Source organism: Pseudoalteromonas sp. JC28 (genome assembly GCF_013319255.1).
In the GTDB taxonomy this organism is placed as follows: domain Bacteria; phylum Pseudomonadota; class Gammaproteobacteria; order Enterobacterales; family Alteromonadaceae; genus Pseudoalteromonas.
Genome location: NZ_QOKX01000004.1, coordinates 225,661 through 248,551, shown reverse-complemented (window position 1 = coordinate 248,551; position 22,891 = coordinate 225,661). Strand labels below are relative to the sequence as shown.

Annotated in this window: 17 protein-coding genes and 5 tRNA genes; 11 read left to right on the top strand and 11 right to left on the bottom strand. The window is 41.5% G+C overall.

Annotated elements, in window-relative coordinates:
* Positions 1 to 77: 77 nt before the first annotated feature.
* On the bottom strand, positions 78 to 2,555 hold the full coding sequence (locus DS891_RS10930) for a P-loop NTPase fold protein (RefSeq protein WP_174169807.1): 2,478 nt from the start codon (positions 2,553 to 2,555) through the stop codon (positions 78 to 80).
* 889 nt (positions 2,556 to 3,444) lie between these two features.
* Here DS891_RS10930 and DS891_RS10925 point away from each other — a divergent pair.
* Positions 3,445 to 4,410 carry an integrase domain-containing protein gene (locus DS891_RS10925; RefSeq protein ID WP_174169806.1) on the top strand — a complete coding sequence of 322 codons (966 nt, stop codon included), beginning with the start codon at positions 3,445 to 3,447 and terminating at the stop codon, positions 4,408 to 4,410.
* A 3-nt stretch (positions 4,411 to 4,413) separates the two neighbouring features.
* Positions 4,414 to 4,704: a hypothetical protein gene (locus tag DS891_RS10920; RefSeq protein WP_174169805.1), complete on the top strand. Its 291-nt coding sequence runs from the start codon at positions 4,414 to 4,416 to the stop codon at positions 4,702 to 4,704.
* 393 nt (positions 4,705 to 5,097) lie between these two features.
* Here DS891_RS10920 and DS891_RS10915 read toward each other — a convergent pair whose 3' ends face one another.
* Complete coding sequence (locus tag DS891_RS10915; protein WP_174169804.1) at positions 5,098 to 5,355, bottom strand: hypothetical protein; 258 nt, start codon at positions 5,353 to 5,355, stop codon at positions 5,098 to 5,100.
* A 679-nt stretch (positions 5,356 to 6,034) separates the two neighbouring features.
* Between DS891_RS10915 and DS891_RS10910 the strand changes: the two genes are divergently transcribed.
* Positions 6,035 to 6,730 (top strand): NYN domain-containing protein, encoded by a 696-nt coding sequence (locus DS891_RS10910; protein WP_174169803.1) that lies wholly within the window; start codon positions 6,035 to 6,037, stop codon positions 6,728 to 6,730.
* Positions 6,731 to 6,796: 66 nt separating this feature from the next.
* On the opposite strand, the gene DS891_RS10905 is transcribed toward DS891_RS10910, so the two are convergent.
* The 7 genes from DS891_RS10905 to DS891_RS10875 all read right to left on the bottom strand — a co-directional run bounded on the left by DS891_RS10905 (position 6,797) and on the right by DS891_RS10875 (position 9,084).
* A complete protein-coding gene (locus tag DS891_RS10905; RefSeq protein WP_174169802.1) occupies positions 6,797 to 7,030 on the bottom strand; it encodes a hypothetical protein in 234 nt (77 codons plus the stop codon).
* A 369-nt stretch (positions 7,031 to 7,399) separates the two neighbouring features.
* Positions 7,400 to 8,197, bottom strand: a complete 798-nt coding sequence (locus tag DS891_RS10900; RefSeq protein ID WP_174169801.1) for a helix-turn-helix domain-containing protein — start codon at positions 8,195 to 8,197, stop codon at positions 7,400 to 7,402.
* Between the two features lie 281 nt (positions 8,198 to 8,478).
* A tRNA-Phe gene (locus DS891_RS10895) sits at positions 8,479 to 8,554 on the bottom strand.
* Positions 8,555 to 8,625: 71 nt separating this feature from the next.
* Positions 8,626 to 8,701: transfer RNA gene (locus tag DS891_RS10890), tRNA-Thr, on the bottom strand.
* A 12-nt stretch (positions 8,702 to 8,713) separates the two neighbouring features.
* Positions 8,714 to 8,789: transfer RNA gene (locus DS891_RS10885), tRNA-Phe, on the bottom strand.
* Between the two features lie 80 nt (positions 8,790 to 8,869).
* Positions 8,870 to 8,945: transfer RNA gene (locus tag DS891_RS10880), tRNA-Thr, on the bottom strand.
* 63 nt (positions 8,946 to 9,008) lie between these two features.
* Positions 9,009 to 9,084: transfer RNA gene (locus tag DS891_RS10875), tRNA-Phe, on the bottom strand.
* 874 nt (positions 9,085 to 9,958) lie between these two features.
* Here DS891_RS10875 and DS891_RS10870 point away from each other — a divergent pair.
* Positions 9,959 to 12,841, top strand: coding sequence for an ATP-binding protein (locus DS891_RS10870; protein ID WP_174169800.1), 2,883 nt, complete (start codon positions 9,959 to 9,961; stop codon positions 12,839 to 12,841).
* Here DS891_RS10870 and DS891_RS10865 read toward each other — a convergent pair.
* Positions 12,810 to 13,070, bottom strand: a complete 261-nt coding sequence (locus tag DS891_RS10865; RefSeq protein WP_029215839.1) for a hypothetical protein — start codon at positions 13,068 to 13,070, stop codon at positions 12,810 to 12,812. The genes DS891_RS10870 and DS891_RS10865 overlap by 32 nt on opposite strands.
* Before the next feature lie 372 nt (positions 13,071 to 13,442).
* Here DS891_RS10865 and DS891_RS10860 point away from each other — a divergent pair, with 372 nt between their 5' ends.
* From DS891_RS10860 to DS891_RS10840, 5 genes are all read left to right on the top strand, one after another.
* Positions 13,443 to 14,879 carry a peptide MFS transporter gene (locus tag DS891_RS10860; protein WP_095726716.1) on the top strand — a complete coding sequence of 479 codons (1,437 nt, stop codon included), beginning with the start codon at positions 13,443 to 13,445 and terminating at the stop codon, positions 14,877 to 14,879.
* 419 nt (positions 14,880 to 15,298) lie between these two features.
* On the top strand, positions 15,299 to 16,345 hold the full coding sequence (hppD, locus tag DS891_RS10855) for a 4-hydroxyphenylpyruvate dioxygenase (RefSeq protein WP_010606040.1): 1,047 nt from the start codon (positions 15,299 to 15,301) through the stop codon (positions 16,343 to 16,345).
* A 132-nt stretch (positions 16,346 to 16,477) separates the two neighbouring features.
* Positions 16,478 to 17,791 carry a fumarylacetoacetase gene (fahA, locus tag DS891_RS10850; protein WP_130125832.1) on the top strand — a complete coding sequence of 438 codons (1,314 nt, stop codon included), beginning with the start codon at positions 16,478 to 16,480 and terminating at the stop codon, positions 17,789 to 17,791.
* A 141-nt stretch (positions 17,792 to 17,932) separates the two neighbouring features.
* Entirely contained in the window at positions 17,933 to 19,015 is a 1,083-nt protein-coding gene (locus DS891_RS10845; RefSeq protein WP_174169799.1) for a M23 family metallopeptidase, read from the top strand.
* 37 nt (positions 19,016 to 19,052) lie between these two features.
* The gene (locus DS891_RS10840; RefSeq protein ID WP_174169798.1) at positions 19,053 to 19,448 is read left to right on the top strand and encodes a polymer-forming cytoskeletal protein; all 396 of its coding nucleotides are present in this window, start codon (positions 19,053 to 19,055) and stop codon (positions 19,446 to 19,448) included.
* On the opposite strand, the gene DS891_RS10835 is transcribed toward DS891_RS10840, so the two are convergent.
* Positions 19,445 to 19,915 carry a hotdog fold domain-containing protein gene (locus DS891_RS10835; protein WP_174169797.1) on the bottom strand — a complete coding sequence of 157 codons (471 nt, stop codon included), beginning with the start codon at positions 19,913 to 19,915 and terminating at the stop codon, positions 19,445 to 19,447. The two genes, DS891_RS10840 and DS891_RS10835, sit on opposite strands and share 4 nt — an antisense overlap.
* Positions 19,916 to 20,079: 164 nt before the next feature.
* On the opposite strand from DS891_RS10835, the gene DS891_RS10830 reads away from it, so the two are divergent.
* Both DS891_RS10830 and yghU read left to right on the top strand, forming a co-directional pair.
* Positions 20,080 to 21,258 carry a multidrug effflux MFS transporter gene (locus DS891_RS10830; protein ID WP_174169796.1) on the top strand — a complete coding sequence of 393 codons (1,179 nt, stop codon included), beginning with the start codon at positions 20,080 to 20,082 and terminating at the stop codon, positions 21,256 to 21,258.
* 363 nt (positions 21,259 to 21,621) lie between these two features.
* Complete coding sequence (gene yghU / locus DS891_RS10825; RefSeq protein ID WP_130163505.1) at positions 21,622 to 22,494, top strand: glutathione-dependent disulfide-bond oxidoreductase; 873 nt, start codon at positions 21,622 to 21,624, stop codon at positions 22,492 to 22,494.
* Positions 22,495 to 22,891 lie beyond the last annotated feature (397 nt).

Below are 22,891 nucleotides of genomic sequence, written 5' to 3'. Positions count from 1 at the left end.
AAAATTTTTATTGCTATACTAAATTTCCCCACTTATCAACTATATACAGATTGCATTTAAGTTACTTTTTACAAACTCTATGTAGTTGAGTTTTCCAAATCAAAAAATGGTAAGGATTCTTTGTAATTATCAAGCCAAAATGTATCTGCGACACCGAGCTTTACGAGTTCCCTAACCTGTTTAATGTTTTCTTCGCTTAACAATTCTAGAAAACCAAAATCTACAGTTTGCACACATGTAAAAAAGCCATCCTCCCTTTCACCACCCATACCAAGTATCAAGCGAGATACACTCTTAATTGTTAATATACGATAAATCATATTGATGTCTTTGCTATCATGAATTCTCGGCAAGAGTTCAGCAAAGCGTTCATGAAGTTTGTAATTAACTTCCTCATCAGAAATTACCTGCTCTTGATTCTCAACATCTTTTGCCTTTATGCAAGACAGTTCAAGAGTATTCATTAATATATTTAGCTCGCCTTCTCTATAAAATTTGAGCAGGCAATCAATACCTTTTACCTCGTGCAAAAAGACTTTGTTAAACACCTCTTTTAATTTATATCCACTAAAATTCTTATGATTAACAATAATTTTGGCATACAAGGGTGACTCTTTTAAAGCCCAGGTGAGGTGCTTCTCAAATAAGGGGTCACCTTGATCAACATATCGTGCAACCTTTAATAAAACTTCAGAAGCTTGCGTCTTTACACTATTACTTTGCCACTCTTTTTCGGTCATTCCTTTGATGAAGGTTGATTTGACTTGGAGAGCGGTCAACACTTTTTGCCAGAATTGTTGAGAAAAACAAGTACGCCGTGCAGAGTAAATCCTGTGAGCGAACTCAACAAACATGTTTCTCTCTACCATCAGGTCTAAAAATCCATATTTTTTTAACCCCATATCAGAAACATCAAAGTCCAACATTTCACGGTAGATGGCTTGGTCATAAAACTCAAGCTTTGACTGTGAGCTTGTTCCTAAATAGACATTCCAATAATCCTTCACTATGTGATCAGAAATTGACTGAGTACGAATAACCTTCTGTTCTTTTTGCTCTTTGTCACAAAAATTAGGGAACAAGAACTTCACTAATTGCAATGCAATTTCAGCGGAGTTTAAAGATGTATCAGAAAGAGAAATGCTCCCCCAGGCCTTTTCTATAGCCTCTATTTTTCCTGAATGTAAGAGCTGAAAATTTCGGTGTATAAAGTCAAATACAAGTGGAGCAGAAACTTTTAGAGTGGTTAAGATTAAGAGATCATCAATGTTAAACTCGCCTTGGAGTAAACTCCATTTACTTCTAACTTCTCTTTGGATTGCCGAATATTCTCGAACAGAACCAATTAAGTTGTTAATTAGTTCAAGAACTTTTGGAATAAAAACAGTTTTTATACCATTTTGGCTAAGATACATACGCTGTCTTAGCAACCATTCAGAGTTGCTTGTTTCATAAAACAGCTCTATACCTTGGATTGAAGACTCTTGCTTTAAACTTGATATCAGTCTAGTTATTTCCGATTCAAAAACACAAACAGGTAAGTCCTCTCGATAATCTGTAACTCTAGATATTACTGCTGAAGCGCCTTCGTTGTAGCCTAAGCTAAATATAAAACTCACATTTTCTATGCACTTTAAATTATCTAATAGAGGCGCTAGTTGATTCAATCCTTTGTGTACATCCTCATTTCGGTCAATATCCTCTATAAAAACACATACTTTACAACCAGATTCGCTCAGTAATCGATTTAGTTTTTCAAGTAAGCCAATTGGCATTTCTTCTTGTTCCATAAAGTGACTAAAAATTTTAGCAACACTATGTACCTCTCTCAAAGATGATATGTATTTTTTTGGCAAGCTTTGAATAGAAGATGTTTCAATATGCTTGCCTAACTCAGCGACAATAGACTGAAGCAACAAGCCTTGAATGCTATTGGTTAAATTGTCTACTTTCCCCCAAGCATCAAAGTGCACAAATACCCAGTTCTCATATGAGTTGGCATTCATTTCTGTGCTAGTCATTTGCTCTTCAAGCAGGTTTAATACACTTGACTTGCCCATTCCAAAATTGCCAACTAAAGCAATACGCTTAAACTGAGCTACATTTTCCTTCCCATCATAACCGAGTAACTTATCTCTTAAAGTATTCGCAGTATAAACACGTCCAAACCTATCTTGGCTGGCAGATTTTATTGGCTCTTCTAGAAAGGAGCAATCTGACATACAAACCCTTCTTTGTTTTGAAGGATAGTTTGGATAAAGACTGAGCGCTTTAAAGTAATTGAAAACAAAAAGACTGTATTCTTCAGCGTAAACCAACACTTTACCTAAATAAAGAAGCGGCGCTACAAAACATAAATATCTTAATACCCAATTGCCTGCAATTGGCTCTTTATAGATAAAATTCGTAAACGAAATAATTACAACAAGCAAGATTGAGTGTCGTACCACAGACCAACCTTGTTGGCCTTTCTTCTCTAACTTCTTGCTATCTATCTCTAAGTGATATGACCCGATGCTTTTCAACAAACATGTAATCACTGCGCCTGCAATCACGATTAACGCGCCTTGTAACCATCCAGGCATCTGCAAATATAACGCACTCCAACTACTTGCTTGTTTACTAAAAAACTCAATAGAAAAAATGAAACTGTATAAAGTTATCGTTATTGCAGAATATAAAAATATACTTTTTACCTGCCTGAAGGATGGGAGTGTAAGGTTCATAAATTGTCGCTATCCGTGTGATATCGCTTTTGCATTCATATTCGACTTACAATAACGAACTTTAGTTAACTACAGAAGCAAATAAGATAATAATCAATGAACACATTCACCATTCATTGTTTCTTAGAGCCAATAACATAAATAATTAGCTTGCATTACCGTGCTAAAGATAATATTTTCCCTATGTTCTGCTTTGAAAGCAGCCCTTAACCGACGCAAGTAAAGCTCGGTCCCTTGCCTAAGTTACAGGATTTTTCCGGCGTAACTATCTTCAAAATATCGCTCTCATGCTTGTAGCATCGAGAGCCAAACTGATTGGCTCAGCCGCCCTTTACTATGTAACAGAGTTTATAAGTCGCTGTCTCTTTTTCTACTGAAAAAGAGACAGCCGACAAAAACCTGCTACAGCCCTTTATTTATAGGCTATGCCAACTAAATCAGTATTCACGAAATCGCACGAAACTAGCGCTGCGACTCTTTGAAATATGAGCCTGGCTCAAATACCAGCCTTGAATGGAGCTAGGTAAGCGAACGAGTTCCCTTCTCCAAGGCAGTATTTCGAATAATTAACAAATTCCCGTGGGTAACGGTTTATCTACCCTTTGCGCTGGCAAGAACTAGTACCGATCAAAAGCAAGCAAAGCTTTTAAAAAATTGCGTAACACTTACCAAGTTAAAGAGGGTTGATCGGAGTGAATAAAATGATTGGAGATATATTTTGAGACACGAACGGCAAAACCCAAATTCAAGGAATTTTGGGCTAAGGTCGAGAGACATAAGCAAAGCAGGCCTCAATGCGCTTAAAGAAGATATTAAGTCATTTTCTTCTATATCGACTATGCATGGTCGCTGGAACCGCTTTTGTTCTTGGCTCAAGACTGAACATCAAATAAAAGATATGCGAGATATAACACACGAGCATTTACAGGAATACTCATCTCATCTGAGTGAGCGATGTAACCAGCAAAACTTATCAGCTTCAACCGCGCAGAACTACATGAGCGCTGTAAATCGAGTGATGGAAATAGCTAGAGGTGATAGAACAGTCCACGTTGCGCCAGTTGTAGAAGGTAATCTTCCTAAAAGATCGGGGATTGCAAAAACCAATAAAAGTGTTTCTCACGATGTTCATGCAAAGTCGCTGATTGCTCTAACCCCAAGAACCGCAGCCTTGTTAGAGTTACAACGAGAGCTAGGTTTACGGTTTGAAGAATCTGCGAAGCTAGATGCTCAAAAAGCGCTGCATGAAGCCTTGCAGCATGGATATATAAATATAAAAGATGGCACTAAAGGCGGAAGGCTGCGAACGGTACCAGTTCAAAATGATGCTCAATTTAAAGCGTTAAGACTTGCTACAACATTTCAAAATGGAAGAAGTATGATCGCACCAGGTCAAAGCTATAAACAATTCAAGCAAGACGCATACAACGAATTAAAATCACTTGATATAACATTCCATGCAGAACGCCATCACTATGCACAAACGCGTTATCAAACATTGAGCAATATTGCTTGCCCTGCCGCTAGCGGCATTAAGCACAGCTTTGAACACTACCGCTACATAGCTAACACTCTAAACATTTCTCTCAAAGAAGCCAAAGATTTAGACCATCATGCAAGAATGCAGGTATCGCAAGAGCTTGGCCACGGTCGTATCGATGTAACAAACAGCTACCTAGGTTAAGTTATGAGTCAAATGGAAAAGTGGATAAAAGAAAGAACCCATGTCTACGTTCGACACGGCGGCAAAACCGCACGGCGAGCAATGGTGAAAAGGTTAATCAACATCCTTGAAAATATCGCGCAAAACGAAAAAGGTGTTAAATCTCCGCCTCAAGTCGGCCGAGCACATATTCATCGATATTATGCTAGGCACTCCCATCTAAGCTCAACGACACTGCGCGATCACCGGCTGGCATTAGAACTGCTTTGGGAGCTGCAGAATAGAACCAACAAACCACCTTTCCCTCTTATCTAGAACGGAATAGTCACCATTGAGCTCGAGCGTAGCTAAAAAGTTGCTTGTTAGACTGGTTGGTTTATCAGGGGGCTAGCAGCATTATCGGTATTACTATCGATATGTGTCAGCCCAAGCTTATTGCGCTATAGCACCATCGTTGAAAAGGCTAATCATCAAGGGGCACGCCCCTTAATAATCCCATTGTTTATTCAAAAATACAGTTCCATCTTGATTGCGGAGTCAAAATACTCGTTTTTTTATCTACAAACTCATTTTAAGCTTAACAAATAAAAATATTTATTAAGGCGGAGCCAACTCTCAAACAACTCATATGCAAATATAGCGATTGTGTGGCAACGTGGGGGCAGCTTGCGTCCCCAGTTGTCCACATGAGCGTACTAAAACGTTCAATTACCAGTCACTTTCTTCAGCTCGCTTCTGTGCTAGCTCTAGTACATCATCATATGAGTAAGCTGAGGTATAAAAAGCGTGCTCCCAATGAGATGGAACTTCATTCATGGAGATCTCGTATCCATGCTCTTCTAACAATGTGAGCAAATGCCCTCTTTGGCTTCTGGAAATTGACCCATTCCAGTAGATCCCATTCTCTTCAATATCGTTAATCGCCGCGTCTAATAGATGTTCTCTCGCATTTTCTTTTAAATTCATAACAGCCTCGCTATAAAGTGATTTGTGTTTAAGTTAATTACATGCAGGTACAAATAGCCAAATTCAAGGCATAAAAGTGCCTAAATCAGATGAACTAATTTGTAAGTTAAAAAGCCCGAAAGCTTGGTTTTTAGTTGTGAGTAGATCTCACTGGTATGATAAAGCCAAAGGCTTTATTTCTTGACGCGATGACATTCGTCTCGCTTTTGCTGGAATCGTTTTTAGAGTGTCATAACTCGCACATAAGTTCAACAAATAATTTCCCCTCTTTGTTCTGCTTTGTTTAGCGTGGGGTTTGCCACCGCGTCACTACCCCTTGAAAAGGGGAGTGACGCGGTTAGTATCAGTGATAAATCTGGCAAGAATAGTTAGTTTACGGTGTGTAATAGTATGTTTAATGCTACGCTGAGACTAGCAAAGTAACTAAAGCTGCTAAATAAAGTTATTGTCAGCAAAAAGCTGCCAGAGAAAATTTGACTCACGATACAACGCCCTTGTAGAGTTGCCGCTCTTTAATCCTTTATTTCATATTGCGTTTAGTAACTTTTGCGTTATAATAAGCCACATAAAAAGCTATTGTTATCAATATTGCTTTAAAAGAACATACAGCCTTCGGCGACTCCTCTCACGATACGAGAAGTGACGACCCGGGGGCTTTTTCATTTCAGGGTCATGGAATATGATGAATAGAACAGTTGCAATCTTTGTAGATGCAGGCTTTTTCAATAGGCTTTTTACTAGCGTTGTTGACCCAGATATGACTTCTGAGCCAAGCAGACTAGCTAAAGAAATGTGGCATTACTGGATTAAGCATGTAGATAGAAAAAATGGCGAACAGTTATACCGAATCTATTTTTACGATTGCCCACCTTTAAACCATAAAGTACACCACCCTATTACAAATAAACTCATAGACTTTTCCAAGAGTGATATCACAAAATATAAAACGGAACTACATGAGGCACTGTTACGACAACCGTATGTTGCGTGTCGTATGGGACAGTTAAGTAATAGCGACCAAGAGTGGGGGTTTATTAGAAAAGATAAAGTTCACAGCTTTAAAAAACTAATTAGAGGTGATGTAGATCCAAAAGATATTAACCCTGACAATGTTTCTTTAAGACCTCGTCAAAAAGGTGTAGATATGAAACTTGGTGTCGATATAACAAGCGTCGTATTAAAAAAATTAGCCAACAAAATCGTTTTAATCTCTGGAGATAGTGACTTTGTACCAGCGGCTAAATTAGCCCGAATTGAAGGCGCCCACTTCATATTGGATGCTATGGGAAGGAAAGTAAATGGTGACTTAGCTGAGCATATTGACGGCCTAAAAACTTTTGTGCATTCGCTAGCTAAGCCAAAGAAACAAGACTGATTTAAACGCAAAAGTCACAAATCCAAGTTGTTCCAATTACCATCAATAAATATAATATGTCGGTAACTAATTAATATATTTAGAACTTCCTGCCTCAGACATGCTCAAAATAACCTGCATCATATAGTCTTGAATCGCTTCACTTTCGTCATCTGATACACCTTTCAACACAGCTCGTTTTGAAACGCACTCGACACCAAATCGCTCAAAGTCAGTTTGACCAACACAGAAAAATACATTTTCACCATTCAGATCATGCTGAAACGTTACTGGCTCAACTCCAAGCTCAATCTTTTCCATTACAACGGCTACCTTTAAAAAACTTAAAAGTGATTTTGGCCAAACAGCGTTTTGGTAAAAATCTATCTATTTATATTTAAACACTATATTTAAAGGCATCACCAGTTAAAAGTGATAGATCACGAAGTTTTCAGCTTTGATCACTGATTTAGACTGAACGTAAAACACCTATCACTAATTTACCAACACGGTACTCTCATGGCTTTGCAAAGAGCGCATTTAGGCCCTTAAGTTGCTTAAACTAGGAAAACTCTGGTTTTCATTCATCTGGAGAAGCCAACGGAGAAGCTGTGTGATTTATTTTTTGAATTTCAGGCACGACAAAGCCCTGCATCGAGGCAGTTCTAATTTATCTTGGCGAAAGTTTTATTAAACTATGCGAACATCGCGATACCGCTCAATTGGAGGTGCTTCGCACTCTTTGATGGGAATTATCGTTCGGCGCACTTTGGCTTTACTTGCCTTCACTTCACCAAACACAAACTTTGCTACACGACTTACTTGCTCTTTGAGCACAGACAACAAACCAAGTGGTCGCATGGTTTCAATTAGAGACTTTACCGTCATATACGCCCACCCCAGCTTTTTAGATAATTGAGAAATGCTTTGTTGGTAGGTATCTCGTTTATTACGTGTAGATAGTTTGCTGGCTTTGATTTTACTGCTGATCAACGCATGTAGCATCAACATTTTGTGTTGATGACGAGAGTCATATCGGCTTTTCGAGTCGAATAAATGTAACTGAAGACCAAAGAGGGGAAGTGTATTCGCTGCTTGTTGGCCATGAATGATTTGCGTGTAGCTTTGAAGTAGTCGGTAGCCTAGCGGGTGTTTTAAATTAAGCCTCAATGTACGGCTATAGCCTTTTGTACATTCTTCAAGCAGCAGAGGCTGTTTTTCTTCTTTTTCAGCGCTGAGAAGCTGTGTCAGCGCACTTTTTACCGCGTTGATGGAATAGCAAAGGTGTTTTGCAATAGATGAAACGCTGGAGTTAAATTTTCCGTGTTTAGCATGGTGATACGCAATATGGCCCAAAACTAATGTCTGGGTATCAGATTTAGTTTCATGCAGCACTTCTAACGAGAAGAAAACTTGCTTCTTTTTACCTTGGTTGCACAAGTTTTGCTTTGCACTTGGTGCAAATTTATTTTTTTGGTTGTGACTCAACTCATTTTCGACAGGAACGTCGTCAGCAAATTTTTAACTACCTACTAGACACAGGATTACCCTACGGCTAAGATAGCCATATAAACACTTTCGAATGTTTATGAAAGCCGCGTTGGAAACTTAAGTCGCCAAACTTAATCTGAGTTTCTTTATCGCGGTTTTTTGCTTTCTGGCGTTCGCTAAATCGCCTCCGTCATGCGCGACGAAGCTATAGATTTTGTAGGAAATGGGTGTTTTTGTAGGAAACGGTATTTTTAAAATGCGCGCTAAGCGAGAGGGGATGGTGCCCAGAGGCGGAATCGAACCACCGACACGAGGATTTTCAATCCTCTGCTCTACCGACTGAGCTATCTGGGCAAATCTTTTTTAGTATCTAAATAACTTAATACCTAAGCTATCTAAAAATACAGGCTTTCGCCTAAATAAAGTGGTGCCGACTATCCGAGTCGAACGGATGACCTACTGATTACAAGTCAGTTGCTCTACCAACTGAGCTAAGTCGGCACACTAAATTATTGGTGCCCAGAGGCGGAATCGAACCACCGACACGAGGATTTTCAATCCTCTGCTCTACCGACTGAGCTATCTGGGCAAATCTTTTTTAGTATCTAAATCCTAAAAAACTCAATCAACTGAGCGTTCTAGAAAATACAGGCTGACGCCTAAATTAAATGGTGCCGACTATCCGAGTCGAACGGATGACCTACTGATTACAAGTCAGTTGCTCTACCAACTGAGCTAAGTCGGCACACTAATTCGTGTACCATGCAGTTTCTGCATGCACCACATTGCTAATGCAATGATTTTAATTTGGTGCCCAGAGGCGGAATCGAACCACCGACACGAGGATTTTCAATCCTCTGCTCTACCGACTGAGCTATCTGGGCGTGCGGCGTATTAAACGGGTTTTGCGGTTCTAAGTCAACCCTTTTTTTAAATACATTTATCGTTTGCACAGTTTTCAGACAAAGCGGTTAAAATACCGCTTTTTCGATGGAAAAACACTCGACTAGCTATGTTTTACGGTATTTAACGACTTTTATCTTTGAGTAAGGCAAACGACTCTAGACCTATAATAAAGAGAAAGCCAGCTCTTGAGGCTTATATACCTATAAAGGAGTGAAACAAACAAGAAGGTATGTGCTTTTGCTGTTCTGATACCACAGTTAGACGACACTTATTCACTCTTTTTGATTCTCGTCTTTATAGCACGTCTCCTGTTTCACGCCGCGCTTCGTTTTAATGTCGCGAAAGTTTCATTACGAACACCTTATTCATACCAAATTTGAAGCAACTAACGAGACTGTCTCTCAAGAAAACCGAAGCTACAGAGTCTTATCTTATCAATCCCCAAGGACTACCCCCTGATTGCAAAACGAATTTACACGGCAATATAGCAAGGTAACATGTAAGCCATTCGTTTACCGCAGCTCTAATTCACCTAAATTACCTATACCTCACTTGGCGAGCAATATTGTCTCGGAACTAAAGTTAATATTAGCCTGCGTAATTACCGTCATGGACACTTATCATTTAACAAAAGCATTAAGTAGAATTTAATTTTTATTAAAGTTTACTGCTTTGCACATCGCAGGCTTAGTGAAAATTATCGAGATAACAACCTGATTATTTTAAGATTTAAAACAATCAGATAATCTTAGGCTATTGCCACTATTGATTGAAAAACGAGAGGTAAAAACTTGCCGAAGGTGATAGGATTGCTACAACTAATAAGTATAAATAATTCTTTCGGGATTAAGCATGCCAAATAGCGCGAACACCAATGCAAATGGACGGATATTTTTTTTATTTATCGCAATATTGATTGTTGGACTATGCAGCGCCGTAGGTGCTTACCTACTGCCAAAGCAGGCTGACGTCCCTACCGCACCAACCGTGAATCTGCAGCAGCAAGCAACAACAGTTGCAACTCCCCTTGCTAAGGTGGTCACACAACACGGTTTTGACAGTGCCAAGCAAATTGTATCCGCATTATTAGCTTCTAACGAGCATTTGGGCGCCTATTTGTATGTCAATACAGGGATGGGGCAACCAAACCTGGTATTTCAACAAAGTGCAAGTGAGCAAATCACAGCATTGAATCGTGAAGAGTCTTATAACAAAGACACAATGCAGGTTTACCACATGCCACTGCTACTAGATGAGCAAAACGTCGGTGAACTCATTTTGACCTATACGCCACCCGTTGCAGCTGCGCCATCAAGCGACCCATTCATTGCTTATGTATTACTCGCTGCTGCTATTATTAGTGCCTTGATGATCGTTGTGATTGCAGCACGTCGGCTTTCTGGCGCATCAAGCAACGATACTGAAGAACTCATCGCAGAAATCAATCACCTAACGATGGATAAAAACTACAAGTCGACGGTTGGTACTTATTATAGTGGCGGTCTGGCTGAGGTTGCTGAAGCAATAAATGCACTGTTAAAGCAAGTACAGTCATCCATAGAGTCCGATCAAGCAACGCAAAACGAGTTAAAACAGCTTCAAGAAAGTCTCGAAACCGAAGTTCAAGCCCGCACGCTGGCGCTGGAAAAAGCGATTTTAAATGCGGAGCGTGCAAGTGATGCCAAAACCACTTTCTTAGCCACTATGAGCCATGAGATCCGCACACCAATGAACGGCGTCATTGGTACCATTGATTTACTGCGCCAAACCGATCTTGACGGTGCTCAACACCGCCTCACCACGATTATTCGCGACTCGGCATTTTCTTTACTTGGTATTCTTGATGATATTCTCGACTTTTCTAAAATTGAGGCAGGTAAATTACGCATAGACAATAGTGCTTTCTCGGTGGCTGAAACCACAGAGGAAGTCGCACGTGTGCTTTCATCAGTAGCGAAAAAGCGTAAATTAGACTTACAGCTGTTTGTTGCTCCTGACATTCCAACAAATTTAGTTGGTGACACAGTTCGCGTTAGACAAGTACTTTATAACCTTTGCAGTAATGCCATTAAATTCACGACTACAGACGACTCAACCCAAGGTTATGTAAAAATCTCCGTTGAAGTTGCACAAAACACCTCGGAGCATTACACCCTACGCTTTACCGTCACTGACAATGGTAAAGGCATGACAAAAGCTCAGTTGAGAGAAATTTTTAATCCGTTTATTCAAGCTGAAGGCTCTATCACCCGAGAATTTGGCGGTACAGGACTTGGCCTTTCTATTTGTAAAAGTTTAATCGAACTCATGCTAGGTAGTATCCATGTTAACTCAGATATTGGCATGGGAAGCGAGTTTGTTGTGGAATTACCATTTAGTGTGGATGGCAAAGTTAATTACGTAAACAAACAAATGTTAAACGGTCGCACTGTTGCTCTGCTCACCCCAAATAATGAGAGACGCACCATTTTAAATCGCTACCTTTCATTTATGGGTGCGAACGTGATTACTATTGATGAAAGCGAGATAGCCGAACACCAACACGAGGACAAATTGATTTGGGTGTTAGACGGTTTAGACGGCATGGATAAAGTCAATGAAGAGCTAAGAACCGTAGTCTACTCGCTTGAGAAAAACGAACAGCAAGTTGTTGTCTTAAGTAAAATGGACGAAGCAGCGCTTAATCACAAAAATATTTTCTATCTCAATGCATCACCGTTGTGTAAGTCTAGCTTTATGACGGCTATCTTGGTCGCTGCCGGTTTGCATAAACCAAAGGAAATTAAACCTTCTCGCACCATCAACGACTTTTTAAGCGTTGATGAAGCCAGAGCAACCAACAAGCTGGTGTTGTTAGTTGAAGATAACGTATTAAATCAGCAAGTGCTGACCGACCAATTACACCTGTTAGGCTATGGTGTCGAGGTTGCAGAAAATGGTGAGGAAGGCTTAGAACTTTGGAAAAAAGAGCACTTCCCAATCGTACTAACTGATTTACATATGCCTAAGATGTCAGGCTACGACATGGTAAAACATATTAGAGACTATGTAGAAATCGCAACCGATACCATTGAGCAACCATACATCATTGCCGTGACAGCTAATGCACTAAAAGGTGAACGAGAACGTTGTGAGGCGGGTGGTATGAATGACTATATCACCAAACCAGTAGAGTTAAATGTACTAGAAGCAACGCTCAATAAATGTATTGAAAGCTTACCAAAAACACAGCAACCACGACAAAGTACTGAGCCATCAACTGTCGCACCAGTAGCCGTTAGCCAAGTACCAGTAGGATCAGAGCAAGCGGCTGAGTTAGAGCCAGTTGTTGATGAGGCTATAGTTGTAGAGTCTGAAATTATTGAAGCTGAGGCCAGCGAACCAGCTCCCGCTATCAATATGGACATGCTCAACAAGTATGTGAACCATGATGAAGCGAAACGAAATCGCTTTTTCCGAATGTACTTAGAACAAAGTAGCCAGTTAACACGAGATGTAAATGGTGCGGTGATCACGATGAGCCAAGAGGAAATCATTGAAGCTTGTCATCAACTTAAGTCCATCTCCAAAACTATCGGTGCCGAAAAAGTAGCAGAAACTGCCATAGAGTTTGAGACTTTATGTAAGGAAGGCACGCTGACCACCGATCAGCTGATCCAAATGCGTGATAAATTGGAGCAGGACTTTTTAGCTGCAACCGAGTTTATTCAACAATATTTGAGTCAAGAAGCGTAATGATATGGGGGTGGGTAGCACTGCCCCCACAAATCTTATCGCTAATTGGTTGGAAGCGTTTTTCTCGACTAGGTAAAGATAAATGGATCGCAGGGACAACCTGCTCCCACACCTGCAATAAATGGTAAATATCAGCGATAAAAAGATACATAACCTTAATGGTTACGCCATTCATTGAGATATAACCGCCACCTAAAAGAATGATCCTTCCCTGAATCACTGACCGCATTTTATGCGCTTTCTGACTCCAAACACTTCCCCTATTAATTCTCACTGAGTATACTGACGCACTTTTTTAAATTAGTTAGTCGTTACATACAACAAACGCTAGTTGAAATAGGTACTGGTCACCCGTTCAAAAAAAGTACAGGCATGCCTGAGTTCATACAAGCAAATATCTGATTAAGATTTTTACTCGGTGACTCAGATGAGCAATGCCAATCTGCATTGAAAAGTGTTCTATTTACCGCGCATCGCTTCAAACGTTGCATGTTAAGTACATGGCTCATTATTCAGTGTTGATTGAAAAACATTAGATGCAATAACGCATCCTTTATAAAAATGGCCAGATACAACACATTGATTAGATTAGGAAGTACATATGAATTCAGTTCCGAAGGCCGGAGAATTTCTGGGTCACCCTAAAGGCCTCTTCTTATTATTTGGTACCGAAATGTGGGAGCGCTTTGGCTACTACGGTATGCGTGCCATCTTAGTTCTTTATCTTGTAGCACAAGTTCAAAATGGTGGCTTCGGTTGGAGCAATGCCGACGCACTAAGCCTTTACGGCACATTTACGATGGCCGTTTATCTCACCCCACTGTTTGGTGGTTGGCTTGCAGATAACGTATTAGGTCAGCGCAAAGCCATCATTATTGGTGGTATTTTAATGGCTACAGGCCATTTTATTATGGGTATTCCTCACAGCGTTGTGGCAGGACAAGAAGTAAATGTCTTCTACCTTGGTTTAGCACTGCTGTGTTTAGGTAATGGCTTATTCAAGCCAAACATCTCAACAATGGTTGGTGATCTATATCAAGAAGGTGATAAGCGCCGTGACGGTGCATTTACTATCTTCTATATGGGTATCAACTTAGGCGGTGCATTAGGTCCACTTGTTGCGGGTTATGTAGCAGCAGTCGTTAACTGGCAGGCAGGCTTTATCGCAGCCGGTGTTGGTATGATCATTTCTGTGGTTATGCAGCTTATCTTAAGCCAGAAATACCTTGGCGATATCGGTAAAGTACCTTCGGCTAAACTTTCTCAACAGATGTCTGACTCACAGACTAAAGAACCGCTTACGAAGAAAGAAAAAGATCGTATCCGTGTTATTTTCACCATGAGTGTTTTCTCAATTATCTTCTGGATGGGTTTCGAGCAGGCTGGTGGTCTGATGAACCTATTCGCAAACGACTATACCAACCGTATGTTTATGGGCTTTGAGATCCCGGCTTCTTGGTTCCAGTCGCTTAACTCTATCTTCATCATTGTATTTGCGCCATTAGTAGCGATGATCTGGTTAAAGCTAGATAACAAAGAACCGAACTCTCCAGTGAAATTCGCAATTGGTCTGGTGTTCTTAGCACTTGGTTTCTTAACCATGATGCTTGCGCTTGCAACAGAAGGTGGTGAAGCGGGTGGCACACTTCAGATCAGCATGATTTGGTTAGTGTTGTTCTACATGTTCCACACACTTGGTGAACTATGTTTATCACCAATCGGTCTTTCTATGGTAAGTAAACTGGCACCGCTACGTTTAGCATCACTGCTAATGGGTATTTGGTTCCTATGTACGGCTGTTGCAAACAAGCTTGCAGGTCTTGTTGGCTCTTTCATCGGTGAAGGCCAAGAAGCAATGGAAAATGCGATGAGCATCTTCATTGGTTTAGGCGGCGTAGCCTTGCTGTCTGCTGTGTTAATGTATCTATTAAGCAACAAGCTTGTAGATTGGATGCACGGCGCTGAGGGCAAGCACGAGCCTCATACGCAAGAGCATTACCTAGCGGAAGAACTAGAAGTATCCGCTGAGAAGCAATAATATTTGCCGTAAACCACGCTGATTTAGCGTGGTTTACCTCTCCCACAACAGCCAAATGTAAAGCCTTGAATACACTTAGCATCATTTCCCCTCTCAATTTAGTCGTGTGATAAAAATCCTCCCTCTCATATAACTCACCAATCAAAAACATAAAAAGCAAATAAAATCAAAATAATACAAAAACAAAGTTACAAAATACCCCACAAAACTCCTTGCTGTTTTTAGTCAAAATTCAAGCAAAAATAATTATCGTCACGCCTGTGTCAATTTTGTGTCTTTTACATGGCAATTGTGCAACTAAATTTACAAAGTCTCATACTGCTATTTACTGCCTCTAGCTTCCCCTTTGCAGTAATTTGATTAATCATCCAGTCATAAATACTAACAAGTCACCCAGTGCTTAATACGGGAGTAAAACAATGAGTGAAGTAAATAATCCACTAGGCCTAGTCGGCATCGAGTTTACAGAATATGCAACACCAGACGCTGATTACATGGATAAGGTATTCACTGACTTTGGATTCTCAAAACTAAAGAAATTTAAAGATAAAGATATCGTTTACTACAACCAGCACGATATTCACTTTTTGTTGAATAACGAGCGTGAAGGCTTCTCAGCACAGTTTGCTAAAAGTCACGGCCCGGCTATTTGTTCTATGGGCTGGCGTGTAGAAAATGCGCAAAAGGCGTTTGAAACCGCAGTTGAGCGTGGTGCAAAACCTGCGACTGATTCAACACACAAAGACTTACCATACCCAGCGATTTACGGTATCGGCGATAGCCTTATCTATTTCATCGAAAACTTTGGCGATAAAGGGTCAATCTACGAGCAAGACTTCGTTGACCTAGAAGAGCAAAAGGTTGTTGAAGACAAAGGCTTTAAGCGCATCGATCACCTAACAAACAATGTTTACAAAGGGACGATGGAAACTTGGGCTAACTTCTATAAAGACGTATTTGGCTTTACTGAAGTTCGTTACTTTGACATCAAAGGTCAAAAAACGGCGCTGCTTTCTTATGCACTTAAGTCACCATGTGGCACCTTCTCTATTCCAATCAACGAAGGTAAAGACGACAACAACAACCAAATCGATGAGTACTTAGATGAGTACAATGGTCCAGGTGTTCAGCATTTAGCATTTTTGACTGACGACTTGGTTAGTTCACTAGATAAACTAGACAAGAGCACTATTGCTACCTTAGATATCGTAGATCACTACTACGACACTATCTTTGACCGTGTGCCTTGGGTTAAAGAAGATAAAGAAAAGATCAAGCAGCACCAAATCCTAGTAGATAGCCAAAGCGAAGACTGCTACCTACTACAGATCTTTACTAAAAACCTGTTTGGCCCAATCTTCATCGAAATGATCCAACGTGTTGACGATGGCGGCTTTGGTGAAGGTAACTTCCAAGCGTTATTCGAGTCAATTGAACGCGACCAAGAGCGCCGTGGTGTAATCTAAACACACACATCAAATTAATAAAAAAGCAGCTAGCGATAGCTGCTTTTTGTGGTTTATCAAATTGCTATTACGACTTGAGTTTTTCACTTTTGACCATAACTCAAGTTGAAAGCCAAAATTAAAGGAAAGGCAATGTCTCAAATTAATGAAACACACGACATCCAATTAACAAGTTGGGTAGCTAGTGCGAATGCGACTGGAACTGATTTCCCTATTCAAAACTTACCTTTTGCAGTATTCCGTCGTAAGAACAGTAACGAAGAATTTCGCGGCGGTGTTGCGATTGGCGATCAAGTACTAGACCTTGGCGCTGTTGTTGACGCTAACCTATTTACAGGTGACGCTGCTGAGGCCGCCGAAGCTGCAAATGCCCCAGCATTAAATGAATTTATGGGTATGGGCCAGCAGTACTGGTCAGCACTTCGACTTGCCCTGTCTCGCGCATTACGTGAAGGTTCTGAGCTGCAATCAAGCCTTGAAGGCGCATTGGTTGCACAGGATGACGTAGAATACGCTCTACCTTGCCACATTGGCGATTACACTGACTTTTATACCTCAATCTACCATGCAACAGCGGTAGGTAGCCTGTTCCGTCCTGATAACCCACTGCTGCCAAACTACAAGTGGGTTCCAATCGGTTATCATGGTCGTGCATCGTCAATTGGTGTTTCAGGTCAAACGTTCCCTCGCCCTAAAGGCCAGACCAAAGCACCAGATGCAGATACGCCGTCATTTGGTCCTTGTAAGCGTCTAGACTACGAATTAGAGCTAGGTATTTACCTAGGTAAAGGTAATGAACTTGGCGACTCTATCGCAATTAAAGATGCTGAAGATCACGTTTTTGGTTTCTGTTTATTCAATGACTGGTCTGCACGTGACTTGCAAGCTTGGGAATATCAACCACTAGGTCCATTCCTTGCGAAAAACTTTGCTTCAACGGTTTCTCCTTGGGTTGTGACCACCGAAGCACTTGCACCATATCGTACTCAATGGCACCGTGATGAAAACGATCCACAACCGCTGGAATACTTAGAATCAACGCAAAACCGCGAGTCTGGTGCTATTGATATTCGCATGGATGTCTTACTAGAGACTGAAAAAATGCGTAGCGAAGGCGCTAAACCAAGCAAACTGTCTGAATCGAGCTTCAAGCACAGCTATTGGACGGTTGCGCAAATGGTTACGCACCACACAGTGAACGGCTGTAACTTCCTACCGGGTGATATGCTAGGCTCAGGCACGCAATCTGGTCCTGAGCATGTAGAAGCGGGTTCATTACTCGAACTATCACGCGGCGGCAAAGAAACTATCACGCTTGCAAACGGCGAAGAGCGTAAGTTCCTAGAAGATGGCGATAAAGTGATTATGCGCGGTTGGTGTGAAGCCCAAGGCTATAACCGTATCGGTTTTGGCTGTGTTGAAGGCACTGTACTTCCAGCAAAATAATCGCAATTATTCGTGAGTTAATCGCAATTTTATTTACTTTTAAATCAAAGGCATGATGATTTCATGCCTTTTTTAGTTCTAAAAACTGGAAATTTGACTAAAAATTGTTAGAGTGTAGCGCTGATTTAAATCTGAGGTTGAATGTTGCAAGTACTCAAGCGCCTATATCTAAAGCTGTTTAAGCCGACTCAATTAATTGTTCGTCAAGACGCAACTGTCAAGATGTTAAAATTACCATCTTGGGTTCAAGCTTGCTCGATTTTGATTTTGCTCGCTGTCGCTATGTGGATAGCCAATGCCTCACTCAAATTACAAGAAAACGGTGACAAGCTTACTAAAGAGCAACAAAACTTAGCGCAGCTGCAAGCCAAGTGGCAAACAGAAAAATCACAGCTTCAAGCGCAATTAGCACAGCAAAAAAGCATGCTTGACCAACTGTCACAGCAGCACAGTGTGCTTGAGTCATTGGTTGACTCGACTCAAACAACTGATAACAGCGCGGTGGAAGGCGAGTTAGAAGAAACACCGACAGACCTTGGTAGCTCACAACCAAGCACCACAACCGAATTTGCTCCACAAGCCAGTCTCCTACTCATTCAACAACGTCAGCTCAGCGAACAACTTGGGCAATCGTTCGGCGCTGACATTGCAGCGATGCAAGAGTCCATCGACAGTGCGGGATTACAACTATCATCTGACTTCTCAGAAGCGCAAGGTGGCCCCTACTTCCAAGCCGACTTAGAATTGGTAGAAGCCAGCTTTATTAATGCCATTGACCAATACGCAGTTTATGCGCAGTTATCGACGATGATTGGCCAACTGCCAGATACATTGCCTGTCGCTCAGGAAAAATATTATGTCTCTAGTGCTTTTGGTTTTCGTAAAGACCCAATCACTGGCCGCCGTGCCTATCATAAAGGTATCGATCTCGCAGGTTGGCACAAAACACAGATAGTAGCCCCCGCTTCTGGTACTGTTAAACGAGCTGGGAAAAATGGCGGCTATGGCAATTTTATTGAAATTGAGCACGCCAATGACATCACCACACGCTACGGCCACCTTCACACCATCAAGGTAAAAAAAGGCCAGCAAATCAATAAAGGTGACGTAATTGCACTAATGGGCAGCACAGGAAGAAGTACAGCGACGCACTTGCACTATGAAGTGATTCAAGGTAAAAAACACCTAAACCCAATTAAAATCGCTCGTGCATTCAATAAGTAACATCTAATTGCAATTACGCTGCGATAGTGAGGCATTCGTGTTTAATTCTTTTAAAAACCAACGAAACGACGTCCCGGCCATTATTGCTCAAAGCACTAAAGTCACGGGCGATATTGTCTGTGAAGGTGAGCTGCAATTAGATGGTACCGTCCATGGTAACCTCGACATCGAAAAACTAATCATCGGCAATAAAGGTTTAGTACAAGGTAATATCCAAGCCAATGAACTGACGATATTAGGCAAAGTGGAAGGTGATATTCATGCCAAACAAGTCACGCTGCTTCCTAGCGCTCAAGTGTTTGGCAATATCGAACACGAGACCTTAACGATTGAAGCTGGTGCGCATGTCGATGGTAAACTGACGCACCGTAACGAGCGAACCAATAACGTCACGGCAATTGACCCTACCGGTGATCAAACCATAAACAATTAAGATCTTTTCGCGCTGATATACATGTTAATGTCGGCGTGAAACACTTTCTCTCCCACAGTATTAAAAACTTCCACCGGTACAACTAACTCTTCTTTATCTTGCCATGCTCGCGGGTATTCTATTTGCGCCACGGCATGCAGATCGGTCTCAGCTTTAGCTAAATATTGCACTGACATCCCCTTTGGGATCCAGCGATGGGTTTTATGGTCGATGGTTGCGTCTGTCATGACACCAGCACACAACTCCGCAAGATTACACTGAGCAATAGCGTGAACCGTACCTATGTGGTTATGAATGGCTTTACGGTTACGAATTGTGGCCCTACAAACGCCTGGCTTCAATTGTGTGATTTTAGGCTTAATCGTGCCAAAGTAAGGAGCCTTACGACATACCGCCTTACTGAACATCCATTTACCAAATGGCAACCAACTCATCCTTTTATAAATTTTTAAAAGTGGTGCAGACATAAGATTTTTTCTAAAATGATTTTGCTTAAAATTAACACATCTGACCAGTTAATCAACCGTCTGCAATTCTCAGCGAACAAAATATCTTAAAAATTTGCTAAATCGGCGCTTTGTCCTGTCTTTTCTCATTCTCCACAATACAATAACGGCCAAAAGGAGACGCCATGACCCAACCAAATTCAAAAGCACTGATTTTTATTCTCGCTTTACTTGTTATCTTTTGCCCTTTAGGTATCGATCTCTATCTACCTGCGTTTGTGGACATGCAGTCCAGCCTTCAAGTATCAGAAAGTCAAATTCAGCAAACCGTGAGTATTTATATGTTAGCTGTGGGTCTTGGACAATTGATAGCAGGTCCGCTTGCGGATAAATATGGCCGTAAGCCGGTTGCACTGGTTGGAATAATTTTATTTGCGCTTGGCGCCGTGATGGCAAGCACAGTCTCCACTTGGCCACTCATGATGGTAGCTCGAGTGTTACAAGGCCTAGGCGCTTGTGCCACATTCGTCAGCGCTTTTGCTATCGTTCGTGATAGCTTTGGACACAAAGGCAGTGGCCAAATGATCACTTACCTCAACGGTATTGTATGTTTTATCCCAGCGTTAGCGCCTCTTTTAGGTGCGTGGCTCACTGTCGAATTTGGCTGGCAGAGTAATTTTAGCTTTTTGTTTGGTTTTGCTATTGTTGGTCTCATCTTGGTTTCTCTTATCTATAAAGAGACTCGCCCCGAAGATACACATTACAGCGGTCATATCCTAGATTTGAGACGTTTTAAGCCGATGCTCAGTAGCACGACTTTCATTTACAATGCCGCCTTAGCGATGCTTGGTATGGCTGCAATGCTGGTATTTGTGATTTCGGCTCCGGGGTGGATCATGGCAAAAATGGGCGGCAGTGTTTCCGACTTCACGTTTTGGTTTACTGGCAATGCGGCGCTGAGTATTGTCGCAAGTTTTATTGCTCCCCACTTCATCAAGCGCAATAGCCAGAAGTCACTCACCTTTGGCCTTGCCGTTTTTAGCTTTAGCGGCCTGTTGTTACTGGCTTTGCCACAAACTAAAATAGCGCATTTTGTACTGCCTATGTATATGGCGTCAGTCGGCTTTGCATTTACGATTGGAGCAGCGGCAGGTAAAGCGTTATCTGGGTTTGCGAAACAAGCTGGGACGGCTTCAGCGTTGATTGGGGTATTACAGATGAGTGGCGCGGGGGTACTTGCAACCATGACGCAACCACTGGCATTGGATGCCCCGATGCAACTCGCGTTGCACTTACTACTCGCATTACCTTTCTTACTGCTGCTGGCTACGAAGCATCGCCACCAGCTTCACAGTGCAGCTTAAGCATTATTTATCGTAACGGTAGTAAAATTGTCACAACTAGCAATGATAATAGTCATACAGACAGCATCAGTGTTAAAGGCGGCGGTACATACGGCTACCAAGTGTGCGAACAAGGTAGCACTGCGGCCTGTTCAGCAACACAAACTGTTGTGTTTTAACTCCCAACCAATTCAAGAATGCCGGTCTTTTGATCGGCATTTTTTATTCTACTACTCTCCCCCATCTTTTGTTGATAACTTGTTCGGATCCCTCTCTTAAGATCTGGATAAAACGGGTAAATCTGTGACCACAGAAATTTGTTCATTTCCATTTCACTTCTACACTCTATAATGGATTTGGACAGTCACAGAAGGAGTTCATGAAATGAGTACATCGGGTTATACACCACCTAAAGTTTGGCAGTGGCCATGGCAAAGTGGCGATGGTAGTAAATTCGCGAATATCAACCGCCCTACTGCAGGCGCAAGATTCGAAAAGTCCCTACCGCAAGGCAAACACCCGTTACAACTCTACTCCCTCGCGACCCCAAACGGCGTGAAAGTGACTATCTTGCTAGAAGAGCTTTTAGCTGCCGGGGTAAAAGAAGCAGAATATGATGCCTTTTTAATTAATATCATGGAAGGTGAACAATTTAGCTCAGGGTTTGTTGCACTTAATCCAAATTCTAAGATCCCCGCGTTATTAGATACCAGCACCAAGGAACCTACCAAAATCTTTGAATCTGGCTCAATTTTGCTTTATTTAGCTGAAAAGTTTCAAAAGTTCATTCCTCAGGATCCTACAAAACGCACAGAGTGCCTCAACTGGTTATTTTGGCAAATGGGGGCTGCGCCACTACTTGGTGGTGGATTTGGTCACTTCTATGCCTACGCACCCGAGCACTACGAGTATCCAATCAACCGCTACACGATGGAGGTGAAGCGCCAACTGGACTTACTAAATCAACATTTAGCCACAAGAGAATATATTTGTGGCGATGAATACACTATCGCTGATATGGCAATCTGGCCGTGGTATGGCGTGCTAGCCCAAGGGCACCTATACGATGCGGCAGAGTTTTTAGACGTCAATGGCTATGAACACGTGATCCGCTGGGCTGGACTCATCGCCTCAAGAGAAGCGGTCAAACGTGGAAAAATGGTAAATAAAACATGGGGAGAACCTCATGAGCAGCTTCATGAAAGGCACGACGCCAGCGACTTTGATACCAGCACCCAAGACAAACTAGCACCATAACCTTATCTTGGTTTAATTCTTGGTTTAACAGGGGTTAGCTTTATCTTCCGGGTTTGATTAATCAGATTTAATCAAACCCGGTTGTCTGTGTATCAGAAAAGAATCGTGTTAGTTTATTTTATGCTTAAGAACAAAACGGTATTCGACGATGAACGTTTTTTAAAAAGCTAAGTCGTACAATGGGGTGAGCTCTACACCTAACTAGAGAAGCACGAAAAACCATGCATTATTTGTGTTTGTGTCAGTAATAGCTGAATTTTACAGGTAAGTGTTGTCGAAGTAATAAGCTCTTTGGCCTTGATTAGACACCCCACTGGTGCGCATTTATTTAGCAATGAATTGAATCGTTTACACCTTAGCTGAGCCTTTAACTAAACTGGACGAATAAGCCATCCCC